General features: G+C 49.9%; 21 protein-coding genes. 2 read left to right on the top strand and 19 right to left on the bottom strand.

Features of this window, described 5'->3' with window-relative positions; genetic code table 11:
- Positions 1–8 precede the first annotated feature (8 nt).
- The 4 genes from alaS to recA form a co-directional block, all read right to left on the bottom strand.
- Positions 9–2,636: an alanine--tRNA ligase gene (gene alaS / locus DU002_RS05275; protein ID WP_114337311.1), complete on the bottom strand. Its 2,628-nt coding sequence runs from the start codon at positions 2,634–2,636 to the stop codon at positions 9–11.
- 186 nt (positions 2,637–2,822) lie between these two features.
- Entirely contained in the window at positions 2,823–3,575 is a 753-nt protein-coding gene (locus DU002_RS05270) for a hypothetical protein (protein ID WP_114337310.1), read from the bottom strand.
- 77 nt (positions 3,576–3,652) lie between these two features.
- Complete coding sequence (locus DU002_RS05265; RefSeq protein ID WP_114337309.1) at positions 3,653–4,057, bottom strand: regulatory protein RecX; 405 nt, start codon at positions 4,055–4,057, stop codon at positions 3,653–3,655.
- 29 nt (positions 4,058–4,086) lie between these two features.
- Positions 4,087–5,127, bottom strand: a complete 1,041-nt coding sequence (gene recA, locus DU002_RS05260) for a recombinase RecA (protein WP_114337308.1) — start codon at positions 5,125–5,127, stop codon at positions 4,087–4,089.
- A gap of 302 nt (positions 5,128–5,429) precedes the next feature.
- Between recA and mutS the strand changes: the two genes are divergently transcribed.
- Complete coding sequence (mutS, locus tag DU002_RS05255) at positions 5,430–8,015, top strand: DNA mismatch repair protein MutS (protein ID WP_114337307.1); 2,586 nt, start codon at positions 5,430–5,432, stop codon at positions 8,013–8,015.
- A 103-nt stretch (positions 8,016–8,118) separates the two neighbouring features.
- Here the strand turns inward: mutS and rpoS are convergent, their stop codons facing one another.
- The 14 genes from rpoS to rlmD all read right to left on the bottom strand — a co-directional run bounded on the left by rpoS (position 8,119) and on the right by rlmD (position 22,224).
- On the bottom strand, positions 8,119–9,111 hold the full coding sequence (gene rpoS, locus DU002_RS05250; RefSeq protein ID WP_170308591.1) for an RNA polymerase sigma factor RpoS: 993 nt from the start codon (positions 9,109–9,111) through the stop codon (positions 8,119–8,121).
- A gap of 63 nt (positions 9,112–9,174) precedes the next feature.
- A complete protein-coding gene (locus tag DU002_RS05245; protein WP_114337306.1) occupies positions 9,175–10,038 on the bottom strand; it encodes a peptidoglycan DD-metalloendopeptidase family protein in 864 nt (287 codons plus the stop codon).
- Between the two features lie 12 nt (positions 10,039–10,050).
- Entirely contained in the window at positions 10,051–10,629 is a 579-nt protein-coding gene (locus DU002_RS05240; protein WP_114337305.1) for a YqaA family protein, read from the bottom strand.
- Entirely contained in the window at positions 10,629–11,270 is a 642-nt protein-coding gene (locus DU002_RS05235) for a protein-L-isoaspartate(D-aspartate) O-methyltransferase (protein WP_114337304.1), read from the bottom strand. Before DU002_RS05235 ends, DU002_RS05240 begins: the two co-directional genes overlap by 1 nt.
- Positions 11,267–12,022: a 5'/3'-nucleotidase SurE gene (surE, locus tag DU002_RS05230; RefSeq protein WP_165419325.1), complete on the bottom strand. Its 756-nt coding sequence runs from the start codon at positions 12,020–12,022 to the stop codon at positions 11,267–11,269. The genes DU002_RS05235 and surE overlap by 4 nt, the downstream gene beginning before the upstream one ends.
- Positions 12,023–12,027: 5 nt before the next feature.
- On the bottom strand, positions 12,028–13,062 hold the full coding sequence (gene truD / locus DU002_RS05225; RefSeq protein ID WP_114337302.1) for a tRNA pseudouridine(13) synthase TruD: 1,035 nt from the start codon (positions 13,060–13,062) through the stop codon (positions 12,028–12,030).
- On the bottom strand, positions 13,059–13,535 hold the full coding sequence (gene ispF / locus DU002_RS05220) for a 2-C-methyl-D-erythritol 2,4-cyclodiphosphate synthase (protein WP_114337301.1): 477 nt from the start codon (positions 13,533–13,535) through the stop codon (positions 13,059–13,061). The genes truD and ispF overlap by 4 nt, the downstream gene beginning before the upstream one ends.
- The gene (ispD, locus tag DU002_RS05215) at positions 13,526–14,239 is read right to left on the bottom strand and encodes a 2-C-methyl-D-erythritol 4-phosphate cytidylyltransferase (protein WP_114337300.1); all 714 of its coding nucleotides are present in this window, start codon (positions 14,237–14,239) and stop codon (positions 13,526–13,528) included. Before ispD ends, ispF begins: the two co-directional genes overlap by 10 nt.
- Positions 14,232–14,525: a cell division protein FtsB gene (ftsB, locus tag DU002_RS05210; protein ID WP_114337299.1), complete on the bottom strand. Its 294-nt coding sequence runs from the start codon at positions 14,523–14,525 to the stop codon at positions 14,232–14,234. Before ftsB ends, ispD begins: the two co-directional genes overlap by 8 nt.
- 118 nt (positions 14,526–14,643) lie before the next feature.
- Positions 14,644–15,945, bottom strand: a complete 1,302-nt coding sequence (gene eno / locus DU002_RS05205) for a phosphopyruvate hydratase (RefSeq protein ID WP_114337298.1) — start codon at positions 15,943–15,945, stop codon at positions 14,644–14,646.
- Positions 15,946–16,030: 85 nt separating this feature from the next.
- Positions 16,031–17,668: a CTP synthase gene (locus tag DU002_RS05200; protein WP_114337297.1), complete on the bottom strand. Its 1,638-nt coding sequence runs from the start codon at positions 17,666–17,668 to the stop codon at positions 16,031–16,033.
- Between the two features lie 140 nt (positions 17,669–17,808).
- Positions 17,809–18,609 (bottom strand): nucleoside triphosphate pyrophosphohydrolase, encoded by an 801-nt coding sequence (gene mazG / locus DU002_RS05195; RefSeq protein ID WP_114337296.1) that lies wholly within the window; start codon positions 18,607–18,609, stop codon positions 17,809–17,811.
- Between the two features lie 40 nt (positions 18,610–18,649).
- Positions 18,650–20,845: a GTP diphosphokinase gene (gene relA / locus DU002_RS05190; protein ID WP_114337295.1), complete on the bottom strand. Its 2,196-nt coding sequence runs from the start codon at positions 20,843–20,845 to the stop codon at positions 18,650–18,652.
- 5 nt (positions 20,846–20,850) lie between these two features.
- Positions 20,851–22,224 (bottom strand): 23S rRNA (uracil(1939)-C(5))-methyltransferase RlmD, encoded by a 1,374-nt coding sequence (gene rlmD / locus DU002_RS05185; RefSeq protein WP_114337294.1) that lies wholly within the window; start codon positions 22,222–22,224, stop codon positions 20,851–20,853.
- Between the two features lie 103 nt (positions 22,225–22,327).
- Between rlmD and barA the strand changes: the two genes are divergently transcribed.
- Positions 22,328–25,063: a two-component sensor histidine kinase BarA gene (gene barA, locus DU002_RS05180; protein WP_114337293.1), complete on the top strand. Its 2,736-nt coding sequence runs from the start codon at positions 22,328–22,330 to the stop codon at positions 25,061–25,063.
- Positions 25,064–25,099: 36 nt separating this feature from the next.
- Here the strand turns inward: barA and acpS are convergent, their stop codons facing one another.
- A complete protein-coding gene (acpS, locus tag DU002_RS05175; RefSeq protein ID WP_114337292.1) occupies positions 25,100–25,480 on the bottom strand; it encodes a holo-ACP synthase in 381 nt (126 codons plus the stop codon).
- Between the last annotated feature and the right edge of the window lie 2 nt (positions 25,481–25,482).

Raw genomic sequence — 25,482 nt, 5'->3', positions numbered from 1 at the left:
TCCTTGCTCTAGAGTCGTTCAGTCAGCCAAGGGCTCACGGACGCTAAGGCAGCAGGTAAAGCTGCCGCATCGCTACCACCAGCCTGCGCCATATCTGGACGTCCACCACCTTTACCGCCGACCTGCTGTGCGACCATATTCACCAGTTCACCAGCTTTCACTTTACCAGTCAGATCTTTTGTAACCCCAACAATCAAGCTCACCTTACCGTCGCCCGGAACACCTAATACAACAACACCAGAACCAAGACGGTTTTTAAGGTCATCCACCATACCGCGTAAGCTCTTAGGGTCTGCTCCATCTAACTGGCTGACAAGCACTTTGACACCATTGATATCAATCGTCTCATCGGTCAAGCTTGCGCCTTTATGTTTGGCAAGCTCAGCTTTGAGTTGCTCAACCTCTTTTTCCAGTGAGCGCATACGATCGACGGTCTGACGAACACGATCAGCGATAGAATGGTTATCACCCTTAACCAATGTGCTCATCTCTTCCATCTGCTTGCCGATAGCATGCATCATGTCAATCGCGGCCTGTCCGGTAACCGCCTCAATTCGCCGCACCCCAGCTGCAATCCCAGCCTCTGTAGTGATTTTGAAAAAGCCGATATCGCCGGTTCGCTCAACGTGTGTACCACCACAGAGTTCGGTGGAAAACTCACCCATACCAACGACACGTACATCGTCGTCGTACTTCTCGCCGAACAGTGCCATTGCGCCAGCGCTCTTCGCTTCATCGAGATTCATCAACTGCGTCGTCACCGGGTTATTCCGTCTTATCTGTTGATTAACGAGGTGTTCTATTTGGCGAAGAGTACCCATGCTCAGACTTTCAAAATGGCTAAAATCAAAACGCAGGCGTTCCGGCCCAACCAGTGAGCCTTTCTGCTGAACATGCTCACCTAACACTTGGCGTAAAGCAGCATGCAATAGGTGAGTAGCAGAGTGGTTAAGTGCGGTTGTTTTTCGATGACGCTCATCGACGTCAGCGGTTAACTCTTCGCCAACGTATATCTCACCAAATTCAACATAACCATTATGAACAATAGCTTTACTCGACTTCTGCGTATCAGTCACAGCAAATGCGCCATCGTTCATCCGCAGCGAACCGATATCGCCCTTTTGACCACCACTTTCACCGTAGAAAGGGGTGTTATCCAAAATGACAATACCCTCTTCTCCGGCCTTCAATTTTTTGACTGACTCGCCAGCTTTCGTCAGTATCTCTATCACTTTTGAGTTCATAGTCAGATTGTCGTAGCCGACAAATTCCGTGCAATGACTGATATTTAGGTCGGCGTTATAATCTTTATCAAAGTTACTCGCTGATTGTGCACGTTTACGCTGTGCCGCCATCTCAACATCAAACCCAGCTTGGTCTATGGTCAACGAGCGTTCACGGGCAATATCTGCCGTTAAATCAGCAGGGAAACCGTAGGTATCGTATAGTTTGAAAACCAACTCGCCAGGCACCACATCACCCTGCAGCGCTGCTAGCTCATCATCCAAGATCTGTAATCCACGGTCCAGAGTGCGAGCAAATTGCTCTTCCTCTACCTTCAACACTTTTTCGATAATAGGCAACTGACTATTCAGTTCATCAAACGCCGCGCCCATCTCGTTTGCGAGTACCGGGACTAAACGGTGGAAGAACACACCCGTCGCCCCCAGTTTATGTCCATGGCGCACCGCTCGGCGGATAATACGACGTAAAACATAACCCCGACCTTCATTGGAGGGCATCACGCCATCGGCGATCAAGAAAGAACATGAACGGATATGGTCGGCAATCACCCGCAACGATTTATCTTCTAAATCTGTCGTACCGATAATCTGAGCAGCATGCTTGATCAGGGTTTGAAAAATGTCGATCTCGTAGTTTGAATGCACTCCCTGCAGTATCGCGGCAATCCGCTCCAACCCCATGCCGGTATCCACCGATGGATTAGGTAACGGTTCCATAGTGCCGTCTGATTGGCGATTAAACTGCATGAAAACAACATTCCAGATCTCGATGAAGCGATCGCCATCTTCTTCTGGTGAACCGGGAGGTCCTCCCCAGATATGTTCACCGTGGTCGTAAAAGATCTCGGTGCAAGGGCCACATGGGCCGGTATCACCCATTTGCCAGAAGTTGTCTGATTCAAACTTCTTATCAGCGGACTTGTCTCCTATACGCACAATGCGGTCCGCAGGAACGCCAATCTCATTAGCCCAGAGTTCAAATGCCTCGTCGTCAGTTTCGTAAATGGTAACTAACAAACGTTCTTTAGGCAGTTTCAACGTATCGGTGAGAAACTCCCAAGCAAAACAAATCGCGTCGCGCTTGAAATAATCACCAAAACTAAAGTTACCCAACATTTCGAAGAAAGTATGGTGGCGAGCGGTGTAACCTACATTTTCCAAATCATTGTGCTTACCGCCGGCGCGAACACAACGCTGTGATGAGGCGGCACGGGTGTAGCTGCGCTGCTCTTTGCCAAGAAATGCATCCTTAAATTGGTTCATACCTGCGTTGGTAAACAGCAGCGTTGGATCGTCGTGCGGCACAAGTGAGCTACTGGCAACAAGCTGATGCCCTTTCGTTCTGAAGAATTCGAGAAACGCTTCTCGAAGAGCGGCACTGGTCATATACATACAAGGATCCCGGCAAACAGGTATTTATCACCGCAAACAAAAACAAGCACGTTGGCGGCACGGCATAAATTTAAACCGCCAATTATATGCCCTAACAAGCACGGAACAACCACTTAACGATTTTCAGAGCAAAATTAGATCAAAAAAGGGGCCATTTAGGCCCCTTTTATATGTTTTTTATGGAAACTAGCCAAAAAACGGTGTTCGAAGTCTAAAATCTAACAAGGTTCCGCTGGGAATTTCTATATGATTCTTACCAAACAACACTGATGCACCCAATCCAACTTTAGCCCCCGTCTTGGCACCATCTCCGCCATCAATTAACCCGCCAATGACGGCTCCGCGAGCAGTCCGCCCAACAGTGTTGCGCCCAGCGCTGTCGCCGGAGGCTTGCAGCTGGCCGGTAACAATAGGTTTCATTTGATTGTTCACCATCACTTCGGTCAGCTCAAGTACGATGGAAGGCTTACCAGCCAATCGGCCAGAAGAGTCTGCTTCAATCACACGACCGTAAACCTGACTACCTCGGGGAGCAATCACGCTACCGTTTGAAGCCACTAAATCGGCTTCCAATACCGCAGTAAAGCGCTGACCTTTGCCTGTTTTTCGCGTATCTAAGGTATCACTCAAGCGCACCGTTAGCTGAGTGCCCGCGGCCACTTCTGCGGGTGCGGAGGCTTGTGGCGCCGGGGCTGGTGCAGCGGGGGCCTGTGCAGCAGGAGCTTGCGCAGTTGGCGCAGCGTCACCGAAGTCGATGCCTGCAACCTGTTCAGTTGGGAACCATTGGTCTTGGCCGTTGACATTGAAAGTCACCATATTCTGATCCCGCGCGACCATTGTGCCTTCAATGACTCGTCCATCTTTCAATCGCAATGTATCTGCAACCGCAGTTCCCACCAATAAGCTCATCAAAAAACTTAAAGTCACCAAACGTCGCATGCTCACTCCCGTGCCTTTAACACTATGAATATTTACCAATTTTAGTCGACATTATGACCAATAAATCGAGAATTAGTTCAGTTATCACCCAATTGTTGGATCAAGTCATGATTAAATCCACGGTAAAGCAAAAAACGGAGCTGTTTCGCACGCTCTTCTCTTTGCGCTGATAGGCTGTCAAAGCGACGCTGAATACAATCACTAAGGACGAGTTGCCAATCAACAGAACACTGCTTTAGTGCATCAGAAATCAACGTCTTATCAATACCCCGTTGAATTAACTCTGCTCTGATCCGCTGCGGCCCATACCCTTGCTGACTGCGGCGACGAATGTAACTATCGCAAAAGCGAGGTTCATCGAGCCAACCGTGCTCTGCACACTTGTCTAGGACGGTGGCGATGTCAGAAGAAGAAAAGCGCCGTTGGCGAAGCTTATTCGCCAACTCTTGGTGGGAGTGATCACGCCGCGCAAGCAAGCGCATGGCGGCGTTTAAAGTGTCATTCTCTGAACTCAGAGTTCCTCTCCAATCTCAGCTAATTGCTCCTCTTCTTGAGCAGCTTTCGGCTTAAGCAACAGCATATCGCGAAGTTTCGCCTCTATCGTCTGCGCTACCTCGGTATTTTCCTTGAAATAACGCAGCGCATTCGCTTTACCCTGACCCACTTTGTCGCCGTTATAACTATACCAGGCACCCGCTTTTTCGATCAGTTTGTGTTGTACACCCAGATCAATCAGCTCACCCACTTTAGATACGCCTTCCCCGTACATGATTTGAAATTCTGCCTGCTTAAACGGAGGAGCCACCTTATTCTTCACGACCTTTACGCGAGTTTCATTACCGACAACTTCGTCGCCATCTTTCACTGCACCCGTGCGACGAATGTCCAAGCGAACCGAAGAGTAAAACTTCAGTGCATTACCACCCGTCGTCGTCTCAGGGTTACCGAACATAACACCGATCTTCATTCTGATCTGGTTGATGAAAATACATAGAGTGTTAGAGCGCTTAATGTTACCTGTCAGTTTACGCAGAGCCTGAGACATCAAACGTGCTTGCAAGCCAACATGGGTGTCACCCATATCTCCTTCAATCTCCGCTTTCGGCGTTAATGCTGCCACTGAGTCAACAATCACCACATCAACAGCGCCAGAGCGCACTAACATGTCACAGATCTCCAGAGCTTGCTCGCCGGTGTCAGGCTGTGACACAAGCAACTCATCAACATTCACACCGAGCTTGCCGGCATAAACAGGATCAAGAGCATGTTCTGCGTCGACAAAAGCGCAGGTCTTGCCAGCCTTTTGTGCTTGCGCAATCACTTCCAAAGTCAGTGTCGTTTTACCACTAGACTCCGGACCATAGATCTCAACAATACGGCCCATTGGCAAGCCACCAATGCCCAAAGCGATATCCAAACTAAGCGAACCAGTAGAGACTGATTCAATATCCAATGCCTGGGAGTCACCCAGTCGCATAATTGAACCTTTACCAAATTGACGTTCAATTTGTGACAGTGCTGCGGATAGCGCTTTAGACTTGTTGTTATCCATTATTTTCTCCAATTGAGCCAGCCGGCCCCTGACAATTACTGGCAAGTATACTGTATGAGCATACAGTATCAAGTCCTGTACAAAATAATTTTTTTAGTGCTTTATTTTCAAATTGTTAGCAATCTAATCAAAGATAGTCTCAGACCTATACAATGAGTTATTTGAATAGAATCATACGCAGTTATACAGGCCTTTGACTGTTGTTAACGGTTTCGGTTGTAATCAGGATCACGTATTCTATTGCCCATGAAAATGACCCCTGCGTCGCCACTCGCATAAGCCAACAGAGACATCGACAGTTCATGACCAGCAAGCAGCTTTCTGACGCCGTACTTTCCCAGCATACTCCTATGATGCAGCAATACCTGCGTTTAAAAGCTGAACAACCCGATATCCTGCTTTTTTACCGTATGGGGGATTTTTATGAACTGTTTTTCGACGATGCCAAACGTGCCAGTGAGCTGCTAGATATCTCATTGACTCATCGCGGCCGTTCAGCCGGAGATCCTATACCTATGGCTGGCGTGCCTTACCATGCAGTAGAAGGGTATCTTGCTCGTATGGTACAGCTCGGCGAGTCTGTCGCTATTTGCGAGCAGATTGGCGACCCGGCAACCAGTAAAGGGCCTGTTGAACGCAAAGTAGTACGCATTGTTACACCAGGCACGGTCACCGATGAAGCTTTATTGGAGGAGCGCCAAGATAATCTTCTCGCTGCCGTCTGCTACGGCTCTAGTAAACACGCAGAAACGTTCGGATACGCCACTTTAGATCTCAGCAGTGGCCGATTTCTAGTATGCGAACTGACCACTGAAGAAGCATTACTGGCAGAGATACAGAGAACACAGCCAGCAGAACTATTGCACCCCGAACAGTTTAATCCCCACTGGCTTGATAGTGTCAAAGGCCAGCGCCGGCGTCCAGAATGGGAGTTTGAACTTGCCACAGCACATAGTCAGTTGTGCCAGCAGTTCGGCACCCAAGATTTACAAGGGTTTGGCGTAGAATCTATGCCACAAGCGCTTTGTGCTGCTGGCGGCCTGCTGCAGTACGTCAAAGATACACAACGTACAGCTTTGCCTCATATCGATGCGATACAAGTTGAACAACATGATGACGCAGTCATTTTGGACGCCGCCACACGGCGAAATTTGGAATTAACACAGAATCTCGCTGGTGGGATCGAAAACACGCTCGCCACAATTCTTGATGGTACGGCAACAGCGATGGGGAGCCGTATGTTAAAGCGCTGGCTACATCGCCCACTGCGAGACCGCGCACTGATTAATGGTCGGCAAGAAGCGATCGCAACTCTGCTGGAAAGCATGGTGATTGACGAATTACAGTCGCTATTGAAAGGGGTCAGTGATATCGAACGGGCGCTGGCACGAGTAGCACTGCATACTGCTCGTCCAAGAGATTTCACCCGGCTGCGAGCAACCCTGGCCCTGTTACCCGAGCTGCATGAATTACTGGCGCCATTAGGCTGTGTAAAATTGGCCGCATTGCTGGCAAAGTGCCAACCGCAACCTGAGTTACATAACCTGTTGGTACAGGCGATCGTCGAGCAACCGCCTGTACTCATCAGAGACGGCGGCGTCATAGCCACTGGTTACAATGCAGAACTCGACGAATGGCGAACATTGGCTAAGAATGCTGGCCATTACCTGGAAGAACTCGAAGCAAGAGAGAAAGAGCGCACCGGGATCCCAACCCTAAAAGTTGGCTTTAATCGGGTACATGGCTACTACATAGAGATCAGCCGCAGTTACGCTGACTGTGTCCCTGCCGAATATGTGCGCCGCCAAACCCTGAAAAACAATGAGCGCTACATCATTCCTGAGTTAAAAGCGTATGAAGATAAAGTGCTCACCGCGCAAGGCAAGGCTTTAGCACTGGAGAAGCAGTTATACGAAGCGCTATTTGATCAGATCATGCCGCAACTAAAGTCGCTGCAGCAGATGGCACAAGCTTTAGCAGAAATTGATGTGTTGAACAACTTGGCCGCTAAGGCCGACGCTCACATGTATTGTCGTCCTAGCTTGAGTGACACACCAGGGATCCATATTGACGGTGGGCGTCATCCGGTCGTCGAACAAGTGATGAAGCAGCCTTTTATCGCCAACCCTGTAGAGCTCACCAGCCAGCGTCGAATGCTGATCGTTACTGGCCCCAACATGGGAGGTAAGTCAACCTACATGCGACAAACGGCGCTCATTACATTGCTCGCTTATATTGGTAGCTACGTACCTGCAGAGCAAGCCACGATAGGCCCCGTTGATCGCATCTTCACCCGAATAGGTGCCTCTGATGATCTTGCCAGCGGTCGTTCTACCTTTATGGTTGAAATGACTGAAACAGCCAATATCTTAAATAACGCCACAGCAAATAGCTTAGTGCTGATGGATGAAATTGGTCGCGGCACCAGTACGTATGATGGTTTGTCGTTAGCTTGGGCTTGCGCAGAGCAGTTAGCTTTAAACATCAACGCCATGACGCTGTTTGCAACCCATTACTTCGAACTCACGGCACTTCCTGAGCGGCTGCCATCACTGGCCAATGTGCACTTGGATGCCGTCGAACATGGCGACACTATCGCTTTTATGCATGCTGTTCAGGAGGGCCCAGCAAGCCGCAGCTACGGCTTACAGGTGGCTCAACTTGCCGGCGTACCAAAACGTGTGGTCAAAAGAGCACAAGCGAAACTGGCCGAGCTTGAAGCCAACCCGACAGCAACCCCCGCGGCCAGCAGCCATCCTCAGCAGCAACAGCTAGACATGCTTGACGATCCCCATGAGGCGATCACGCTACTAGAGACAATAGACCCAGACCAGATGACACCAAGAGACGCCCTCAACGCTCTCTATCAACTAAAAGCATTGCTGTAGTATCAAAACACCCTAAGCTCTAACTAAAAAAGCCAGCGCTCATCGGCGCTGGCTTAATCAAAAACCGTCTATCTACTATCGGACGGCATCATTCAATCAGTTATCAGATGCGAAACAAACTATCGACTGACAACCCCTGACTCATCAGAATATCGCGTAAGCGACGCAGCGCTTCCACTTGTATCTGTCGCACCCGCTCACGAGTAAGACCGATCTCATGGCCCACATCTTCCAGTGTAGATGGCTCATACCCCAGCAGGCCGAAGCGGCGCGCTAACACTTCACGTTGTTTTGAATTCAATTCACCCAGCCAGTGCACGATACTGTCTTGGATATCTTTATCCTGCAGGTTTACTTCTGGGCCCCCATCATTTTCATCGGCAATGATATCGAGCAGCGCCTTATCTGTCTCACCACCAATAGGTGTATCCACAGAACTGATTCGCTCATTCAGTCGCAGCATGCGGCGAACATCATCCACCGGTTTTTCCAACTCATCTGCGATCTCGTCGGGCGTGGGCTCATGATCGAGTTTGTGCGCCAATTCACGAGCGGTTCGCAGGTACACATTCAGTTCCTTGACCACATGAATAGGTAACCGGATGGTGCGAGTCTGATTCATGATCGCCCGCTCAATGGTTTGGCGGATCCACCAGGTCGCATAAGTCGAAAAGCGAAAGCCTCGCTCAGGATCAAATTTTTCTACCGCGCGGATTAACCCTAGGTTGCCCTCTTCGATGAGGTCTAACAAAGCAAGCCCACGATTGTTGTAGCGGCGTGCGATCTTAACCACTAATCGCAGATTACTTTCAATCATTCGTTTTCGAGAAGCTGCACATCCACGCAGCGAACGGCGGGAGAAATAGACCTCCTCTTCAGCTGTTAATAGCGGAGAAAAGCCGATTTCACTTAAATAGAGTTGCGTCGCATCTAAGTTCTTTTGTAGATCTTCCTGCGTCGCATCATCGCTTAGCAGCGATGCCTTTTTCGTCTTAGTTGATTTTTTCGCCCCAGCATCAGCACTTTTTGAGCTTGATTGCTCATCTTCAACCGAATCAATAACCATCTCATCTTCAGAGATATTTACCTGGCCCATACGCAGTCTCCCAATCCTGTCCTACTTTCAAGACAAAACTACGAATAAGTAACGCTGATAACATCAGCGTTTTGGCAGATATCGCGTCGGATTAACCGACGTTCCCCGATATCGGATTTCGAAGTGCAGCTTCACTCGCTCAGCACCACTACTTCCCATGTCGGCGATATGCTGCCCCGCCCTCACCCACTGCTGCTCTTTAACCCGCAGCCTACTGTTGTGGGCATAGGCACTTAGGTAGTCTTCGCTGTGCTTTATTATTATTAGTTGACCAAAACCTCTTAATGCACTGCCCGAGTAAACTACTTTGCCATCTGCGGCAGCGTAAACCGGGTCACCCTTCTTACCTGCAAAATCAATTCCCTTGGCTCCCTGCTCCTTGCTACTGAACCAAGTGATGACTTTACCTCTGGAGGGCCAGCGCCAACCACTTACCTTAGAGGGATAAACCTCTTTAGAAGCGGGTTTTGGCTTGGTGTTTTTTTCACCACCATTGCCAGAGTAATCCTTGCCTTTTTTGGGATCAACCTTGGTGGGTGATGGCTGAGTCACAGTTTTGCCGCTAACCTTAGGTTTTGTCGGCTTTCTTGACACTTTCGGTGCAGCTTTCGCTGTTGAGGCACGTAATTTCAGTACTTGACCAGGATGGATCACGTAGGGCGAAGGAATATTATTGATGCGAGCCAATTCACGCACATCGCTGCCAGCAGCAAAAGCGATGGCGTAAAGTGTCTGCCCTTTTTTTACCGTATGGGTGGCGCTTTTTAACACCCCACGTTTATCTTCGGTATAGGCTGCAGGAGTACTTAACTCGCTGACAGGGGCGGGCTTATGAGTTTTATTGGAGCAGGAGAGCAGGCCGACGGCTGTTAACAGCAGTAGCCCAAGTACACCTCTCTGTGATCTGACGCTCCTTAAACTACTCACACATTCCCAATATCAGCGAAGAATCAAATAAGCCCCAACGGCAGCAACCACCGTCAACCAACCCATCAAATCAATATTGTCTCTTAGCTTGGCTTCCATTTTGGCTCCGCCCCAACGCATCAAAGCGCTAACCAAAAAGAAACGCATCCCACGGCCACAAATTGACGCCAGTACAAATGGGAAAAACACCATCTGTAACATGCCCGCAGAAACAGTAAAAACCTTGTACGGAATCGGAGAAAAACCAGCGAGGAACACGACCCAGACTCCCCAGCGTTCAAACCAACTGATGGCATGGGCAAATTTATCTTGGTAACCAGCGGCATTAATCGCAGGCTCAACCAACACATCGAACAGAAAATAACCCAACCAATAACCGACAATACCGCCAAGCACGGAGAACACCGTAGACCAAGCTGCGTAATGCCAGGCTTTCTCTGGTTTTGCCAATGTCATCGGTGCGAGCATGACATCTACAGGGATAGGAAAAAACACCGATTCGGCAAAGCTCATACCATACAAATAGGCAGGCGCATGACGATGGCGGACTTTCACCATCACCCAGTTGTACATAGGAGAAAAAAGTTTCATTAACCTGGTATTCCTTTAACCAGTGGTACAAAACGAACGGATTCGATCTGTTCGCTATAAAATTTATCACCTTGGCGGGTGATCCGTTGCAATACTTGTTCGTTGCCGCCAACAGGAATAATCATCCGACCGCCGTCAGCCAATTGCTCCAGAAGCGCGGTAGGTACATCATCCGGTGCCGCTGTTACCAGAATGCCATCAAAGGGGGCTTTTGTTTCCCACCCCTGCCAGCCATCACCAAATTTCATCGATACATTATGCAGGTCCAACTGCCGCAATCGGCGTTTTGCCTGGTATTGCAGCGTTTGGATACGCTCTATCGAACAAACCTGAGGCACCACTTGCGCCAACACTGCCGTCTGATAGCCAGATCCAGTGCCGACCTCTAACACTCTGTTCAGCGGTCCGCCCTGCAACAACAGTTCGGTCATCTTCGCCACTATATAGGGTTGGGAGATGGTCTGCCCCACACCGATAGGCAACGCCGTATTATCGTAAGCCTTATGCGCTAACGACGCATCCATAAAACTTTGCCGAGGCACAGCTGCGATAGCGGCTAACACTCGGGGATCGGAGATCCCTTCCTGTTGCAGAATTTGCAATAGCCGCTGCAAGCCCGGCGATGTTACTTGATCACTCATAAACGAATTGCTGACACCCAATGTTGTAATGCTTCGCGCTGATGATGCGCAGTTAAATCTATCTGCAGCGGTGTCACAGAAACATAGCCCTGCTCTACCGCATGAAAATCAGTGCCTTCACCGGCATCTTGCCCTTTACCCGCAGGCCCAATCCAAAACACCTCTCTAGCGCCAGGATCTAACGCGCGCACGACAGGCTCAGAACGATGGCGCTGCCCTAACCGAGTCACTTTTACGCCTCGCAGCTGCTCATATGGCATATCTGGCACATTAACGTTTAACAGTTGATCCGATGGCAGTGGGTTCGCCAACAGTTGTTCAACGAGGCTAACCGCAACCTTTGCCGCAGTATCATAGTATTTTGGTGCTCTGGATACCGAAGAGATGGCGATAGCCGGGCGTCCAAGAAAACGTCCTTCAATCGCCGCAGCAACGGTTCCCGAGTAGATGGTGTCATCACCTAGGTTGGCACCGGCATTAATACCGGCAACCACCATATCAGGTTCATCCTCTAACAGGCCATTGACCGCGAGGTGAACACAGTCAGTAGGCGTGCCTCTTACAGAAAGAAAACCATTTTCCAATGCTTGTACCCGCAACGGCTCTTCTAACGTCAGCGAGCTACTGGCACCACTACGATTTCTGTCGGGCGCCATGGTGACGACATCGGCGATCTGCGACAAAGCAAGATAAAGCGCCTTTAATCCCGGCGCATAAACGCCATCATCATTGCTTAATAGGATCCGCATGATTACATCTACTCCTGAAATCGAACCACTTCCCGCAGCACCGCTGTGGCATAGCAGCCAGTGGGAAGCTGGAATGAGAGTAACAGATCATCACCTTGCTGTTGCCAGCTAAATTGTTGCGGGTGGATCATTAATGGACGGCGTTCCTGCTTTAAACCTTGAGCCACCAACCCATCAGCAAACTCAGCAAACTCAGCAACGACCTCTTGCTCAATGAGTTGTGCATCAGAGCTCGATGACAGCTCCCCTTTACCCCACAGGGGTACAGAATATTGAATGTCACCAGAGGTCAATCTATCGACGATGGTGTCGTCAATCTGGTCAGCGGTGAAGTAGCTCCGTGTGCCTGACAACATAAAACACTCACCCGCTAACGGTTGTACGCCACTCTCAATACGCTTAGAAGCCACGCGATTGAATAACAGACTACGCGCGGCAGAGAGCGCCATACTCTTTTGATTACGGGACTTAATCCGTTTGCCGGCAAACAATGCCTGGGCTTGCAGTAGATTCTTACCGCCATGACCAAATCGTTGGCTGCCGAAATAATTTGGTGCACCTCGCTGCGCGACTGTGCGTAAAGCCTCTTCGGCTGCTGCCATATCTGACACTTGACGTAGGCGGATCTCAAATCGATTCGCTTTATGGGTGCCAGGGCGCAACTTCTTGCTATGGCGCTGTTGTGCGATCACCTCTACACCGGGCGCAATCTCGCCACGCAAATCCGGGGCGTCCTGCCCAGGCAGTTGCACAGATATCCATTGTTGAGTGACCGCCCAGCGATCTTTCAAACCAGAGTGTCCAATAACCTTAGGAGAGGCTTTCAGTAAGCCAGATAAGCGTGTGATCACATCCGCTGTATTGGCATCCTTCTTTCGGATCTGCAGCCAGAGGTGTTCTCCCTCGCCATCCGGTTCGAATCCCATCACTTCATCAACGAAGAAATCTTCCGGCTTCACTTTGAAATTGGCCTCAGCGGAAGGCTTCTGACCTAATCGATAGGCCAACGAATGCCATGCCAATTCAAGATCTAAATGATTCATGATATAGCCACCAAAAGTACGACCGCATGGCAAGCAATCCCCTCTTTTCGGCCGACATAACCCAGCTCTTCGGTGGTGGTGGCCTTGACATTAATTTGCGACACGGTCGAATCAAGGTCATCCGCAATCAGTGCGCGCATACTGTCTATATGAGGACGTAGCTTAGGCGACTGCGCCGCTACGGTGACATCTAAGTTGCCAATCTCAAAACCGAGCGCCTGCACTTGGGCGAAGCACTCTCGCAATAACACGCGACTATCCGCACCTTCATAAGCAGGATCAGTGTCAGGAAAGAGTTTGCCAATATCTCCTAAAGCAACTGCGCCTAACAGAGCATCACAAATCGCATGCAACACCACATCGCCATCGGAATGAGCGATCAATCCTTGCGAATAAGGCACGGTCACACCCGCCAGCACTAAAGGCTTATCACTACCAAATTTATGAACATCGAAGCCGTGGCCTATGCGCATCCAAGATTGTCCTCATGCTGTAAATAAAAGCCGGCTAACTTAAGATCAGCCGGTCGAGTCACTTTGATATTAGTGTCGTTTCCTATGACAAGCTTAGGGTGATGACCCGCCCACTCCATTGCCGACGCTTCATCTGTCACAGGAATATTTGCCGCTAACGCCGCAGCAACGTTACGTTGCAAACTCTTTGTAGGAAACAGTTGCGGCGTCAGGGCATGCCAAAGCCCCTCTCGGTTCACAGTATGATCAACGAAGCCATCAGGTGAAGCTCGCTTCATTGTATCTCGGACTGGCGCAGCTAATAAGCCGCCATCGTCATCCGCAGCCACCTGCTCGAGTAAACGCTCAATATCATCAACCAATAAGCATGGGCGCGCGGCGTCATGGACTAAAGCCCACTGCGCTCCCAGCGCCAACGCTTTGTTCAGGCCATTAAGCACGGAATCCGCACGTTCAACACCACCATCCACCCTGAGTACCTTTGGATGATTGGCCATGCTCAGTTTTGAGAAATAGGGGTCGTCTGCAGACACCGCAACAATTACTTGACTCACCAGCGCGCACGACAACAGCTTTTCAATGGTGACATCTAAAATAAAACGTCCATCCAAGGTCAAATATTGCTTGGGACGATCCGCCTCCATGCGGCTGCCAACACCTGCGGCAGGCACAATGGCCACCAATGAGGGATATATTTTATTCATTGTTTACTTGCTTAGGGCTTTCGATAATGCGGTAGAAGGTCTCACCCTGCTTGATCATACCGAGCTCGTTGCGAGCACGCTCTTCGATCGCTTCATTGCCATTACGCAGATCATTGATCTCCGCATACATCAGCTCATTACGCTGTTGTAACCGATTATTCGCTTCAGCCTGAACGGCGACCCTATCATGCACAGACACGGCATCACGAATGCTATTTTTACCAAACCACAGACGCTGCTGTAACAAGGCAAAAATAATCAGCAATATGATCCAGAGCAACCGCATAGCAAGCCTATAGATAAAATTCTGTCGCTATTATGCGGGAGGGGATGGTGTGGGAAAAGAGCTGATAGCAAAAAGCCGCCCATCAGGGCGGCTTTTTCAGAGTTTGATCAGCTTAAGCTTACGCTTGGCCTTTAACTTCTTTCAAACCGTTGTAAGGTGCTTTTGAACCCAAAGCTTCCTCGATACGGATCAGCTGGTTGTATTTAGCAACACGGTCAGAGCGGCTCATAGAGCCGGTCTTGATTTGGCCAGCACAAGTACCTACCGCCAAATCAGCGATAGTTGCATCTTCAGTTTCACCTGAACGGTGAGAGATAACAGCAGTGAAACCTGCATCTTTAGCCATCTTGATCGCAGCCAGAGTTTCAGTCAGTGAACCGATCTGGTTGAACTTAATCAGGATAGAGTTAGCAATACCGTTGTCGATACCACGCTTCAGGATCTTAGTATTAGTAACGAACAGATCGTCACCAACCAACTGGATCTTGTCGCCAAGCAGCTTAGTCTGATGTGCGAAACCATCCCAGTCAGACTCGTCCAAACCGTCTTCGATAGAAACGATTGGGTACTGCTCAACCAAACCAGCAAGGTAATGGTTAAACTCTTCAGCAGTGAAGATCTTGCCTTCACCCTTCATGTTGTAGTTGCCCGCTTCTTTGTCGTAGAACTCAGATGCTGCACAGTCCATGGCCAAAGTAACGTCTTTGCCCAGCTCGTAACCTGCAGCTTCAACCGCTTCTTTAATCGCAGCCAATGCCGCAGCGTTTGATTCCAGGTTAGGTGCGAAACCACCTTCGTCACCTACAGCAGTGCTCATGCCCTTAGACTTAAGTACTTTTGCCAGGTTGTGGAATACTTCAGCACCGACACGCAAACCTTCTTTCAAAGTCTTAGCGCCAACTGGCTGGATCATGAATTCTTGGATATCTACGTTGTTATCAGCGTGCTCACCACCGTTGATGATGTTCATCATTGGCAGAGGCATAGAGAACTGACCTGCAGTACCGTTCAGTTCTGCGATGTGCTCGTACAAAGGCATACCTTTAGCTGCTGCAGCTGCTTTAGCGTTAGCCAAAGAAACAGCCAAGATAGCGTTTGCGCCGAAGTTAGCTTTGTTTTCAGTGCCGTCGAGATCGATCATGATTTGGTCGATAGCAGCTTGGTCTGCAGCGTCTTTACCTACAACCGCTTCAGCAATTGGACCGTTAACTGCAGCAACCGCTTTCAGTACACCTTTACCCAGGAAACGTGACTTATCGCCATCACGCAATTCCAGCGCTTCGCGAGAACCGGTTGATGCGCCAGAAGGGGCAGCAGCCAAACCGATGAAACCACCTTCCAGGTGAACTTCAGCTTCAACAGTAGGGTTACCGCGTGAATCGATGATTTCACGGCCAATAATTTTGACGATCTTAGACATGGTCTTCCTCGTTAATTTACGAATTACTAATTAAAAAACAGCACGGACTCACACAGGGGTGAGAGTCCACAAATTCTTAGTCAAATTAGTTTAGGTGGCGCTTCTGATAATCTCCAGCCGCCGCCACAAAACCGGTAAACAATGGGTGTCCATCGCGCGGTGTAGAAGTGAATTCCGGATGGAACTGACACGCTACAAACCAAGGATGTTCAGGGATCTCAATGATCTCAACCAGTTTCTTATCTGCGCTTAGGCCTGTTATCTTCAGACCCGCTTTTTCCAACTGCTTACGGAAATTGTTGTTCACCTCATAGCGGTGACGGTGTCTCTCTTCGACGGTAGCGTTGCCATAAAGTTCCCGAGCACGGCTACCATCCAATAAATGACAAAGCTGAGTCCCAAGACGCATGGTGCCACCAAGATCAGATTGCTCGGTACGTTGTTCAACATTACCTTCCGCATCCAACCACTCGGTGATCAACCCCACCACAGGATAAGCACTTTCAATATCGAATTCGGTACTGTGGGCGCCTTCCATGCCAGCAACATGACGAGCGTACTCAATCAACGCTACCTGCATACCAAGACAGATGCCTAAATAGGGCACGCCGTTTTCACGGGCATACTGGGCAGCGAGGATTTTTCCTTCAACGCCACGCTCACCAAAGCCACCGGGTACCAAAATTGCGTCGACACCTTCGAGCACTTCGACGCCTTTGGTTTCGACATCTTGCGAGTCAACATACTTAATATTGACGTTTTGACGACTTTTCAAGCCACCGTGCTTCAACGCTTCATTCAAAGATTTATAGGCATCAGGCAACTCAACGTATTTGCCTACCATAGCAATGGTGACATCGTTGGTCTGATTACTCTCTTCGTAGAGCACCTGTTCCCACTCAGACAGATCGGGTTCCGCACACTCGAGACCAAAGCGTTTCACCACCAAGGCATCAAGCCCCTGGCCACTCAACAGAGCTGGAATACGGTAGATGCTATCAACATCTTTCAAAGAGATAACCGCACGCTCTTCGACGTTAGTAAACAGGGCGATCTTAGCGCGCTCATTTGCAGGAATATTGCGGTCACTCCGACAAACAAGAATATCAGGCTGAATACCGATAGAGCGCAGCTCTTTCACTGAGTGCTGAGTCGGCTTGGTTTTCACTTCGCCAGCGGCAGCCAAATAAGGCACCAATGTCAGGTGCATAAACATGGCGTGATCACGCCCAAGTTCAGTACCCAGCTGACGGATAGCTTCTAAAAACGGCTGCGATTCAATATCACCCACAGTGCCACCGATCTCGACAATAGCGACATCATGGCCTTCAGCACCTTTGAGCACACGGGCTTTAATTTCATTGGTGATATGTGGGATCACCTGAATGGTTGCCCCTAGATAGTCACCACGGCGTTCACGACGAAGGACATCTTCGTAGACACGACCCGTAGTGAAATTATTACGGCGACTCATCTTGGTACGAATGAAACGCTCGTAATGGCCTAAATCTAGGTCAGTTTCTGCGCCATCTTCGGTGACGAACACTTCGCCATGCTGAAACGGACTCATGGTCCCTGGATCAACATTGATGTAGGGATCTAGCTTCATCATGGTGACCTTAAGGCCACGTGCTTCCAGGATGGCAGCCAATGATGCAGCAGCGATACCCTTACCGAGGGAGGACACAACCCCGCCTGTCACAAATATATAGTTCGTCGTCATTCTGAACCTGAGAAATTGAAAGTTGAAGGGACACTCAAGACGGGGCAATAGTATAACAAAGCCACGGCTCCCACTCAACGAAACGCGATTCTAACGGTGAAATAAATTGTCAGCATTGCGCCACATCAATGTGATCGCTGTCACGGGTTGAGTTCGGTTTTGGCTTCGCACCATGCGTTTTCAAGCTGTTCTAGTGAGTAATCACTTAGCTCTTTACCCCCGACACGTAAGATTTTCTCTACATAACGGAAACGATTTTCAAATTTATTATTAGCCTGACGCAGCAGTTGTTCCGGATCTTTTTTCAGATGACGTGCTAAATTTACCGCGGTAAATAGCAGATCCCCCAACTCTTCAGCGATATGCTCCATATCATCACTGGCCAGCGCTTCAACCAGTTCCAACTGTTCCTCCGCCAGCTTATCGACTACACCGCTGATATCAGGCCAATCGAACCCTTGATGTGCCGCCCGCTTCTGCAACTTAGCTGCTCGGCTTAAAGCCGGTAACGCAGCAGGAACATCATCCAACGCACTTGGCGCAACATCTTGGCTTTTCTCTGCTCGTTCTGCGGCTTTAAAATTCTCCCAATTTTTCTTTATTTCAGCTTCATCTGCGACATCCAGTTGCGCAAAGACATGGGGATGGCGGCGAACTAATTTCTCACTGACGCCATCAACAATGGCATCAAAATCAAACAGCCCCTGCTCTTTGCCTAATTGGGCATAAAACACCACCTGAAACAGCAAGTCCCCGAGTTCATTCTGCACCTCAGGCCAATCCTCGGTTTCAATGGCATGGGCCACTTCATACGCTTCTTCCAGCGTATAAGGCACGATTGAGGTGAAGCTTTGCTTAAGATCCCAAGGACAACCACCCAGGGGATCTCTTAACTGTGCCATGATGTCGACGAGCTTATCGATAGACGGCTTATTACTCACCAGCAGATCCTTTCATCGGTTCATTTAGACAAAAAATCGCTCAAAGGCGCTTCGCTTCCATCACATCGGGAAGCTGACCCAAACGCGTTAATACCCTCGACAAAGAATCCTTGTTATAGATCTCCAGTTCCATATCGATGATCGCCGTCTGCTGGTTCACGTCTGAGCGACTTTTCACCCCCAACACATTGATCTTGTCATTAGCCAAAATGGTGGTGATATCTCGCAATAAGCCGCTTCGGTCGGTAGCTAACAAGCGAATAGTCAACGAATATCCGGCGGCGTAATTTTCACCCCACGCAGTTTCCATACCGCGTTCAGGTTGCGCTTCCAATAGATCGGCCAGCTGATCGCAGTCTTGACGGTGGATAGAGATCCCCCGCCCTTGCGTGATATACCCCATGATAGGATCACCAGGCACCGGCTGGCAGCAACGCGCCATGTGGGTCATCAGATTGCCGACCCCTTCAACAAGCAACACATCTTTCGGTGGCTTACGTGTCACATTAGCGGTTTTCTTTAATACCAGTTCATCCGCTTCTTCGTCTGACGGTTTCTGCAACTTACTTTGCAGGTGATTGACTACTTGGTTGAGTTTGACGTCTCCCCCACCAACGGCCGCCAGTAGATCATCAACATTGGTGACATTAAAACGATCCACCGCTTCTGACAGATCCGCTAACTTGAGACCGACACGGCTCAATTCGGTATCAAGCATCTCTCTGCCAGCAGCAATATTCTTGTCTCTGTCTTGTTGCTTAAACCAGTGTTGTACTTTGGCGCGAGCGCGGGATGATTTCAGGTAGCCCAGATTGGGATTGAGCCAGTCACGACTAGGGTTGGGCTCTTTGGCAGTAATAACTTCCACCTGATCACCCGTTTGCAGCATGTAGGTGAATGGCACTATCTTGCCGCCAATCTTAGCGCCGATGCAGCGATGTCCCACCAAACTATGGATATAGTAAGCAAAGTCGAGCGGTGTTGAGCCCGTCGGCAGATCAACAACGTCACCCTTGGGGGTAAATACATACACCCGATCTTCGAATACCTGGTTACGCAGCTCTTCAACCAAGTTACCGCTCTCGGCAACATCATCTTGCCAGGCAAGGATCTTACGCAGCCAGGCGATGCGCTCCTCGTAACCACTCTTTGCAGCGCCACCGCCCTCTTTATATTTCCAATGGGCGGCAACGCCCAACTCGGAATCCTGATGCATCTGTTCCGTGCGGATCTGTATCTCGACCGTCTTACCTTGCGGCCCAAGCACCACGGTATGGATCGATTGATAGCCGTTAGATTTTGGATTCGCGACATAGTCATCAAATTCACTGGGCAAATGATGGAACAGTGTGTGCACGACACCTAAAGCGGCATAACAGTCTTGCAGACGATCCACAACGACCCGCACTGCGCGTACATCGAACAGCTCGTCAAACGCCAACTCTTTGCGCTGCATCTTCTTCCAAATACTGTAAATATGCTTTGGACGCCCTTGCACCTCGGCGTTGATCCCTTCCTGCTTGAGGGCTTTCTCCAGGCTTTGCAGAAACTTGGCGATATACTCTTCACGATCCAGACGCCGCTCATCGAGCATTTTAGCGATCTGTTTATAGGTCTGTGGGTGCTGATAACGAAAGGCGAAATCTTCCAGCTCCCATTTCAATTGTCCTATGCCTAAACGATTCGCTAACGGGGCATAGATATCGGAGGTTTCACGAGCGGCCATCACCCGCGTCTCTTCATCGGCATTTTTTACCGAATGCAGATAGCAGATCCGCTCGGCTAACTTAATCACCACCGCACGTACATCCTCGACCATGGCGAGTAGCATGTGACGGAGGTTGTCCACCTGCTGCAAAGTCGGCTGACTCGAAGAGACGATCTGCAGAGAGCGTATCGCTTCCATACGCTCTACATTATCCAAAAGTTGACTGACCTTTTTGCCATAAAACTCATCGGCCTGCTCACGACTTACAATACCTTCCTGCACCAGCGGATATAACATCGCCACGCGGTAAGCGGTCAGATCCATTCCCATGGTCGCTAGGATCGCGATCATCTCCCGGCTACTGAGCAGTAGCGATTCACCCTGTTCGTGCTCAGCAACCAATCGCTGGCATAAGGCGTAAGCCTGCTTCACGCCCTCACGGGTATCTTTGATTAGACCCAAGCCGATCAACCAATCATCAATACTCTGATTGAGTTTGCCTGTTTGCGTGTCGCGAACTGAAACCATAATGACTATTTCCTTACCTTAGCCTTTCCATCTTTGCGAAACAGGAGCATAGATTCAAGATGTGTTGTGTGTGGAAACATATCTATGATGCCCGCTTTCTCAATTCGATACCCCTGAGAGCAGAGTATTTCAGTATCTCGTGCCAAGGTAGCGGGATCACAAGAAACATAAACTAGCCGATGGGGAGCGAGCAAATGTATCTGCTCGGCAACCGCTTGTGCGCCTGCGCGAGCAGGATCTAACAGTACACCATCAAAAGGGCCATGGTTCTGTGCAAACTCGGTTAAGTCGCCATTCAAGTCAATCGTTTCAAATTGACAGCGGTCGGCCAGCTCCAAGCGCTCGGCATTAGCCGCCGCCCGTTGATTCATCACTTCAATCCCCTCCACGCCAATCACCTTGGCACCGACAGAGGCGATGGCGAAACTAAAATTGCCTACACCGGAGAACAGATCGGCAATGGTTTCACCTGCTCTTGGCGCCAACCAGTCAACCGCCTGTGTCACCATGGCACGATTGACCTGCTCATTGACCTGAATAAAGTGATTAGGCGCAAAACCGATATCCAGTGCTTGCTCCGCAACCGTTAGCTGATAATGGTAGATAGGCGCGGCCTCTCCCGTTAGCGTCTGCAGTGCACCACTATTACTCTCAGTTAACAGCTGCAGTGAATGTTGCTCAGCAAACTGCTGTACCAGGGTCAAGTCATCACTCCGCAAGTGGTCAAGTTGGCGCAGGATCCATACCGTCCCCTCTTGCGACTGACAAACCTCCAGATGCGAGAATACTTTCGGACGCTTTAAACGCACTAACAGTTGGCGCAATAACTTAAAGCTAGATTGCAAAGATTCAGCCAATACCGGGCAGCTGTCGATCTCCACCAATGCCTTACTGCTTCGCTGACGAAAACCCACTTTGAATTCGTTCTTGCCTTTACCAAACCAAATACTAATTCGGGCGCGACGACGGTAGCCCTGCGTCTCGCCAAAGATAGGTGCGTGCCAGTCTTCAGGTTCAGCGACATGGTGATCAGCCAACACTCTGGCGAGCCGTTTTTGCTTCACAACGCGCTGTCCTTCGGCTGACAGGTGCTGCAATGCACAGCCACCGCAATCACCAAAGTGGCTGCAAAATGGAGTGACCCGTTGCGCCGAGGCCTCGACTACTTTAATCAGCTTGGCGGTTTGAAAGCGCTTACGGCTGTCCGTCACCCGAGCCTCAACACGCTCGTTTGGCAGGGCACCATCGACGAACACGACGCGACCGTTATCTCTGGCAACGCCTTCCCCCTGATGATTAAGATCATCCACTTGCAACAGTAGTGGCTGTTTACTGCTAGCAGCTTTCGACCGCTTGCTCGGCTTAAATATCTGCACCATGAAACGTTTACCTCGTCACGCCTTCGTTGTTCAGGCGGTACTCATTTTCTATCGAATATGACATTATTACCCGCATTGTAACGGCAGGGGTGAAGGAAACACCATGGCGACACTGGGCTTACGCTCTTGGGTGCTCATATTAACGCTGGCACCGACGGTATTGATCGGAGTCTTACTCGGCAGTTATTTCACCTTTCATAGCTTTCAACAGCTTGACGAGGAGTTAATTGAGCGAGGCAGTAATATTGTCGAACCACTGGCTATCGCCAGTGAGTATGGCATGCTGCACAACAGCCGCGAGATGCTTAAGCGCTTGGTCGGTGTGTCTCACCGTCGTCACTCTGAAACCGTGCGCGCCATCGCCATCTTCGATACTCGCCATAAGGTCTTTGTTACCAGCAACTACATACGCAACTTCAATACATTACGTTTGCCGCCAGGCTCCACCGTGCCACCGAATACCATGCTGGAGTACACCAGCAACGGCGATCTGATCCTGCGCACACCGATCCATCAAGAGTCTAACTTGTATGGCCTGAAGCCAGATGAACCCACGCCGATCATCGGCTATGTCGTTGCACAGTTGAATTCCGATGGCGCCGTACTGGCGCAACATAGATCCGCACTGGCCGCAGGTATCATTGTAATGGTCGGCGTGATCCTCAACTTACTGTTCACCTTCCGTTTAGTAAAACAGGTCACCGAACCTATTTCGGAGATGGTAGATGCGGTAGATATGATCCGCCGTGGTCGACTCGACACCCGTGTCGCCGGTCCATTGATCGGCGAACTCGATGAACTGCGTCAGGGCATCAATGCCATGGCCAAATCTCTCGATGAATCCCACCTCGAGATGCAGCAGAATATCGATCAGGCCACCTCTGATCTGCGGGAAACGCTAGAACAGATCGAGATCCAGAATATTGAACTGGATATGGCGAAAAAACGGGCACAGGAAGCAAACCGGGTGAAATCCGAATTCCTTGCCAATATGAGTCACGAGTTGCGTACGCCGCTCAACGGGGTGATCGGCTTTACCCGTCAGCTGCTGAAAACGCCAATGACACCACAGCAAAAAGATTATCTGGTGACCATTGAAAAGTCCGCCAACAACCTGCTAACCATTATCAACGATATTCTCGACTTCTCTAAGCTCGAAGCGGGCAAGCTGCAGCTTGAGCAGATGCCGTTTATGTTGCGCGATACGATTTATGAAGTGGCCACGTTATTGGCTCCCAACAGCCATGAAAAAGGCTTAGAGATGGTTGTGCGGGTGATGGATAAAGTACCGGACAACCTGATTGGTGATGCCTTCCGTATTAAGCAGGTACTCACCAACTTAGTAGGTAATGCGGTGAAGTTCACTGATCAAGGCTCGGTTGAGATCAGTAGTAAGCTGCTGAAAGAGCATGAGGATAAAGTCACCCTCAAGATCATGGTGACAGACACAGGGATCGGGGTAAGTGAAGAGCAACAGAAATCTCTGTTCCAGGCCTTTGGCCAGGGGGATACCAGCATCACTCGTCGCTTCGGCGGCACCGGTTTAGGCTTAGTGATCTCACAACGGTTGGTTCACCAAATGGGCGGAGAGATGGGCTTTGACAGCACGCCCGGAGAATCCACTACCTTCTGGTTTACCTTATGTTGTACCCGCAGTCCGCTGCCACTAGGAGAGCCGCTACCACTAGATGCCGTATTCGAACAGTCCGTGTTGATTTACGAGCCCCAAGCCGCCAGCCGTCGTGCCCTGTCTGAACCACTGCTGAATTGGAATATCAATGTCGTCAGTGTCAGCGAACCGTTCGAATGGCAGTATCAGCTCAATTCCGGTCAGCGTTTCCTGGCCACATTGATCAGCTGCGCCTCATGCGAAAAAGATATGTCACAGATGGGGCAACTGATCCGACAGGCTAAAGTATGCAGCAACCAAGTCATCGTGATCACCAATCACAGCGATCCGAATATCCACGACCGATTACGTGAACAGGGAGCCGATTATAGCTTGGCCAAACCGGTATCCCCTTCTAAAGTTTGCCGCTTAGTAGGCAACTTTAAGCCAGCAGAAAAAGTACAGCCAGTGAAGGTCGAGAGTAAAATCACCCGCCATGATGCGCGAGTGATGGCCGTCGATGACAACCCGGCGAATCTGAAACTGATTGCCGCTCTGCTGGATGATATCGTCAACGAAGTTGAGATCTGTGAAGATGGTGAATTCGCTGTCGAGAAAGCGCAAAAGCAGAGTTATGACCTGATCTTGATGGATATTCAGATGCCACGTATGGATGGCGTGACAGCGACCCAGGAGATCCGCAAAACAGAGTTAAATCGTTCAACCCCGATCATCGCAGTTACCGCCCATGCCATGAGTGGCGAACAGGAACGACTGCTATCTAAAGGAATGGATGACTATCTCACCAAACCAATCGATGAGGAGGCGCTGCAACGCCTGCTACTACGGTGGATCCCGAAGCTCAACAGTCAAGGTACCAGCTTGGCGACAATAGATGGGATCGACTGGAGCCTCGCCCTCAAACGTGCTGGCGGCAGAGAAGCTCTCGCCCAAGAGATGCTACAGATGCTGCTGGATAGCCTGCCTGAGGTCAAAACATCCTTAGATAACGCCTATCAGGAACAAGACCGAGAGCAGCTACTGCACCATGTTCATAAGCTCAATGGCGCTTGCTGTTACACTGGCGTACCGCAGCTCAACAAACTAGCAAATCAACTGGAAACACTACTTAAGCAGGGAATTGAACTACCGGACCTAGAGCCTGAGCTGTTGGAGATGCATGATGAAATTTCACTGCTATTGGAAGCGGCAAAAGCCACACAGGCTTAATGGCGACTAGGATATAGAAGGAAAGGCCTGAGCCACTCAGGCCTCAATCAACACGGTTGCAACTGCAAAGTGGCGCTCATCACTGATACTCAACAGCCAATGAGTCCCCCCCAAGCGCTCAGCTTGTGCCAAAGCCGCGCCCGTCAGAGTCAGTTCAGGTTTACCCGCTGCATTATTGCCGATATGCATATTCTGAAAACTGACACCAGCAGCAATACCTGTACCTAACGCCTTTGCCGCCGCTTCTTTTGCAGCAAACCGTTTCGCTAAAAAGCGCGCCTGCTGCGATGTTTGCAGAAAGCGCTCCATTTCAACGGCGGTCAAAATACGTTCGGCAAAACGCTGGCCGCTACGAGCAAGCGCACTCTCAATACGCTCGACTTCAACGATATCCGTTCCCAGCCCAACAACTGGCATCT

Source organism: Corallincola holothuriorum (genome assembly GCF_003336225.1).
GTDB lineage: Bacteria > Pseudomonadota > Gammaproteobacteria > Enterobacterales > Neiellaceae > Corallincola > Corallincola holothuriorum.
Note: the sequence above shows the minus strand (reverse complement) of the source record. Positions and strands in the feature narration are given on the sequence as shown.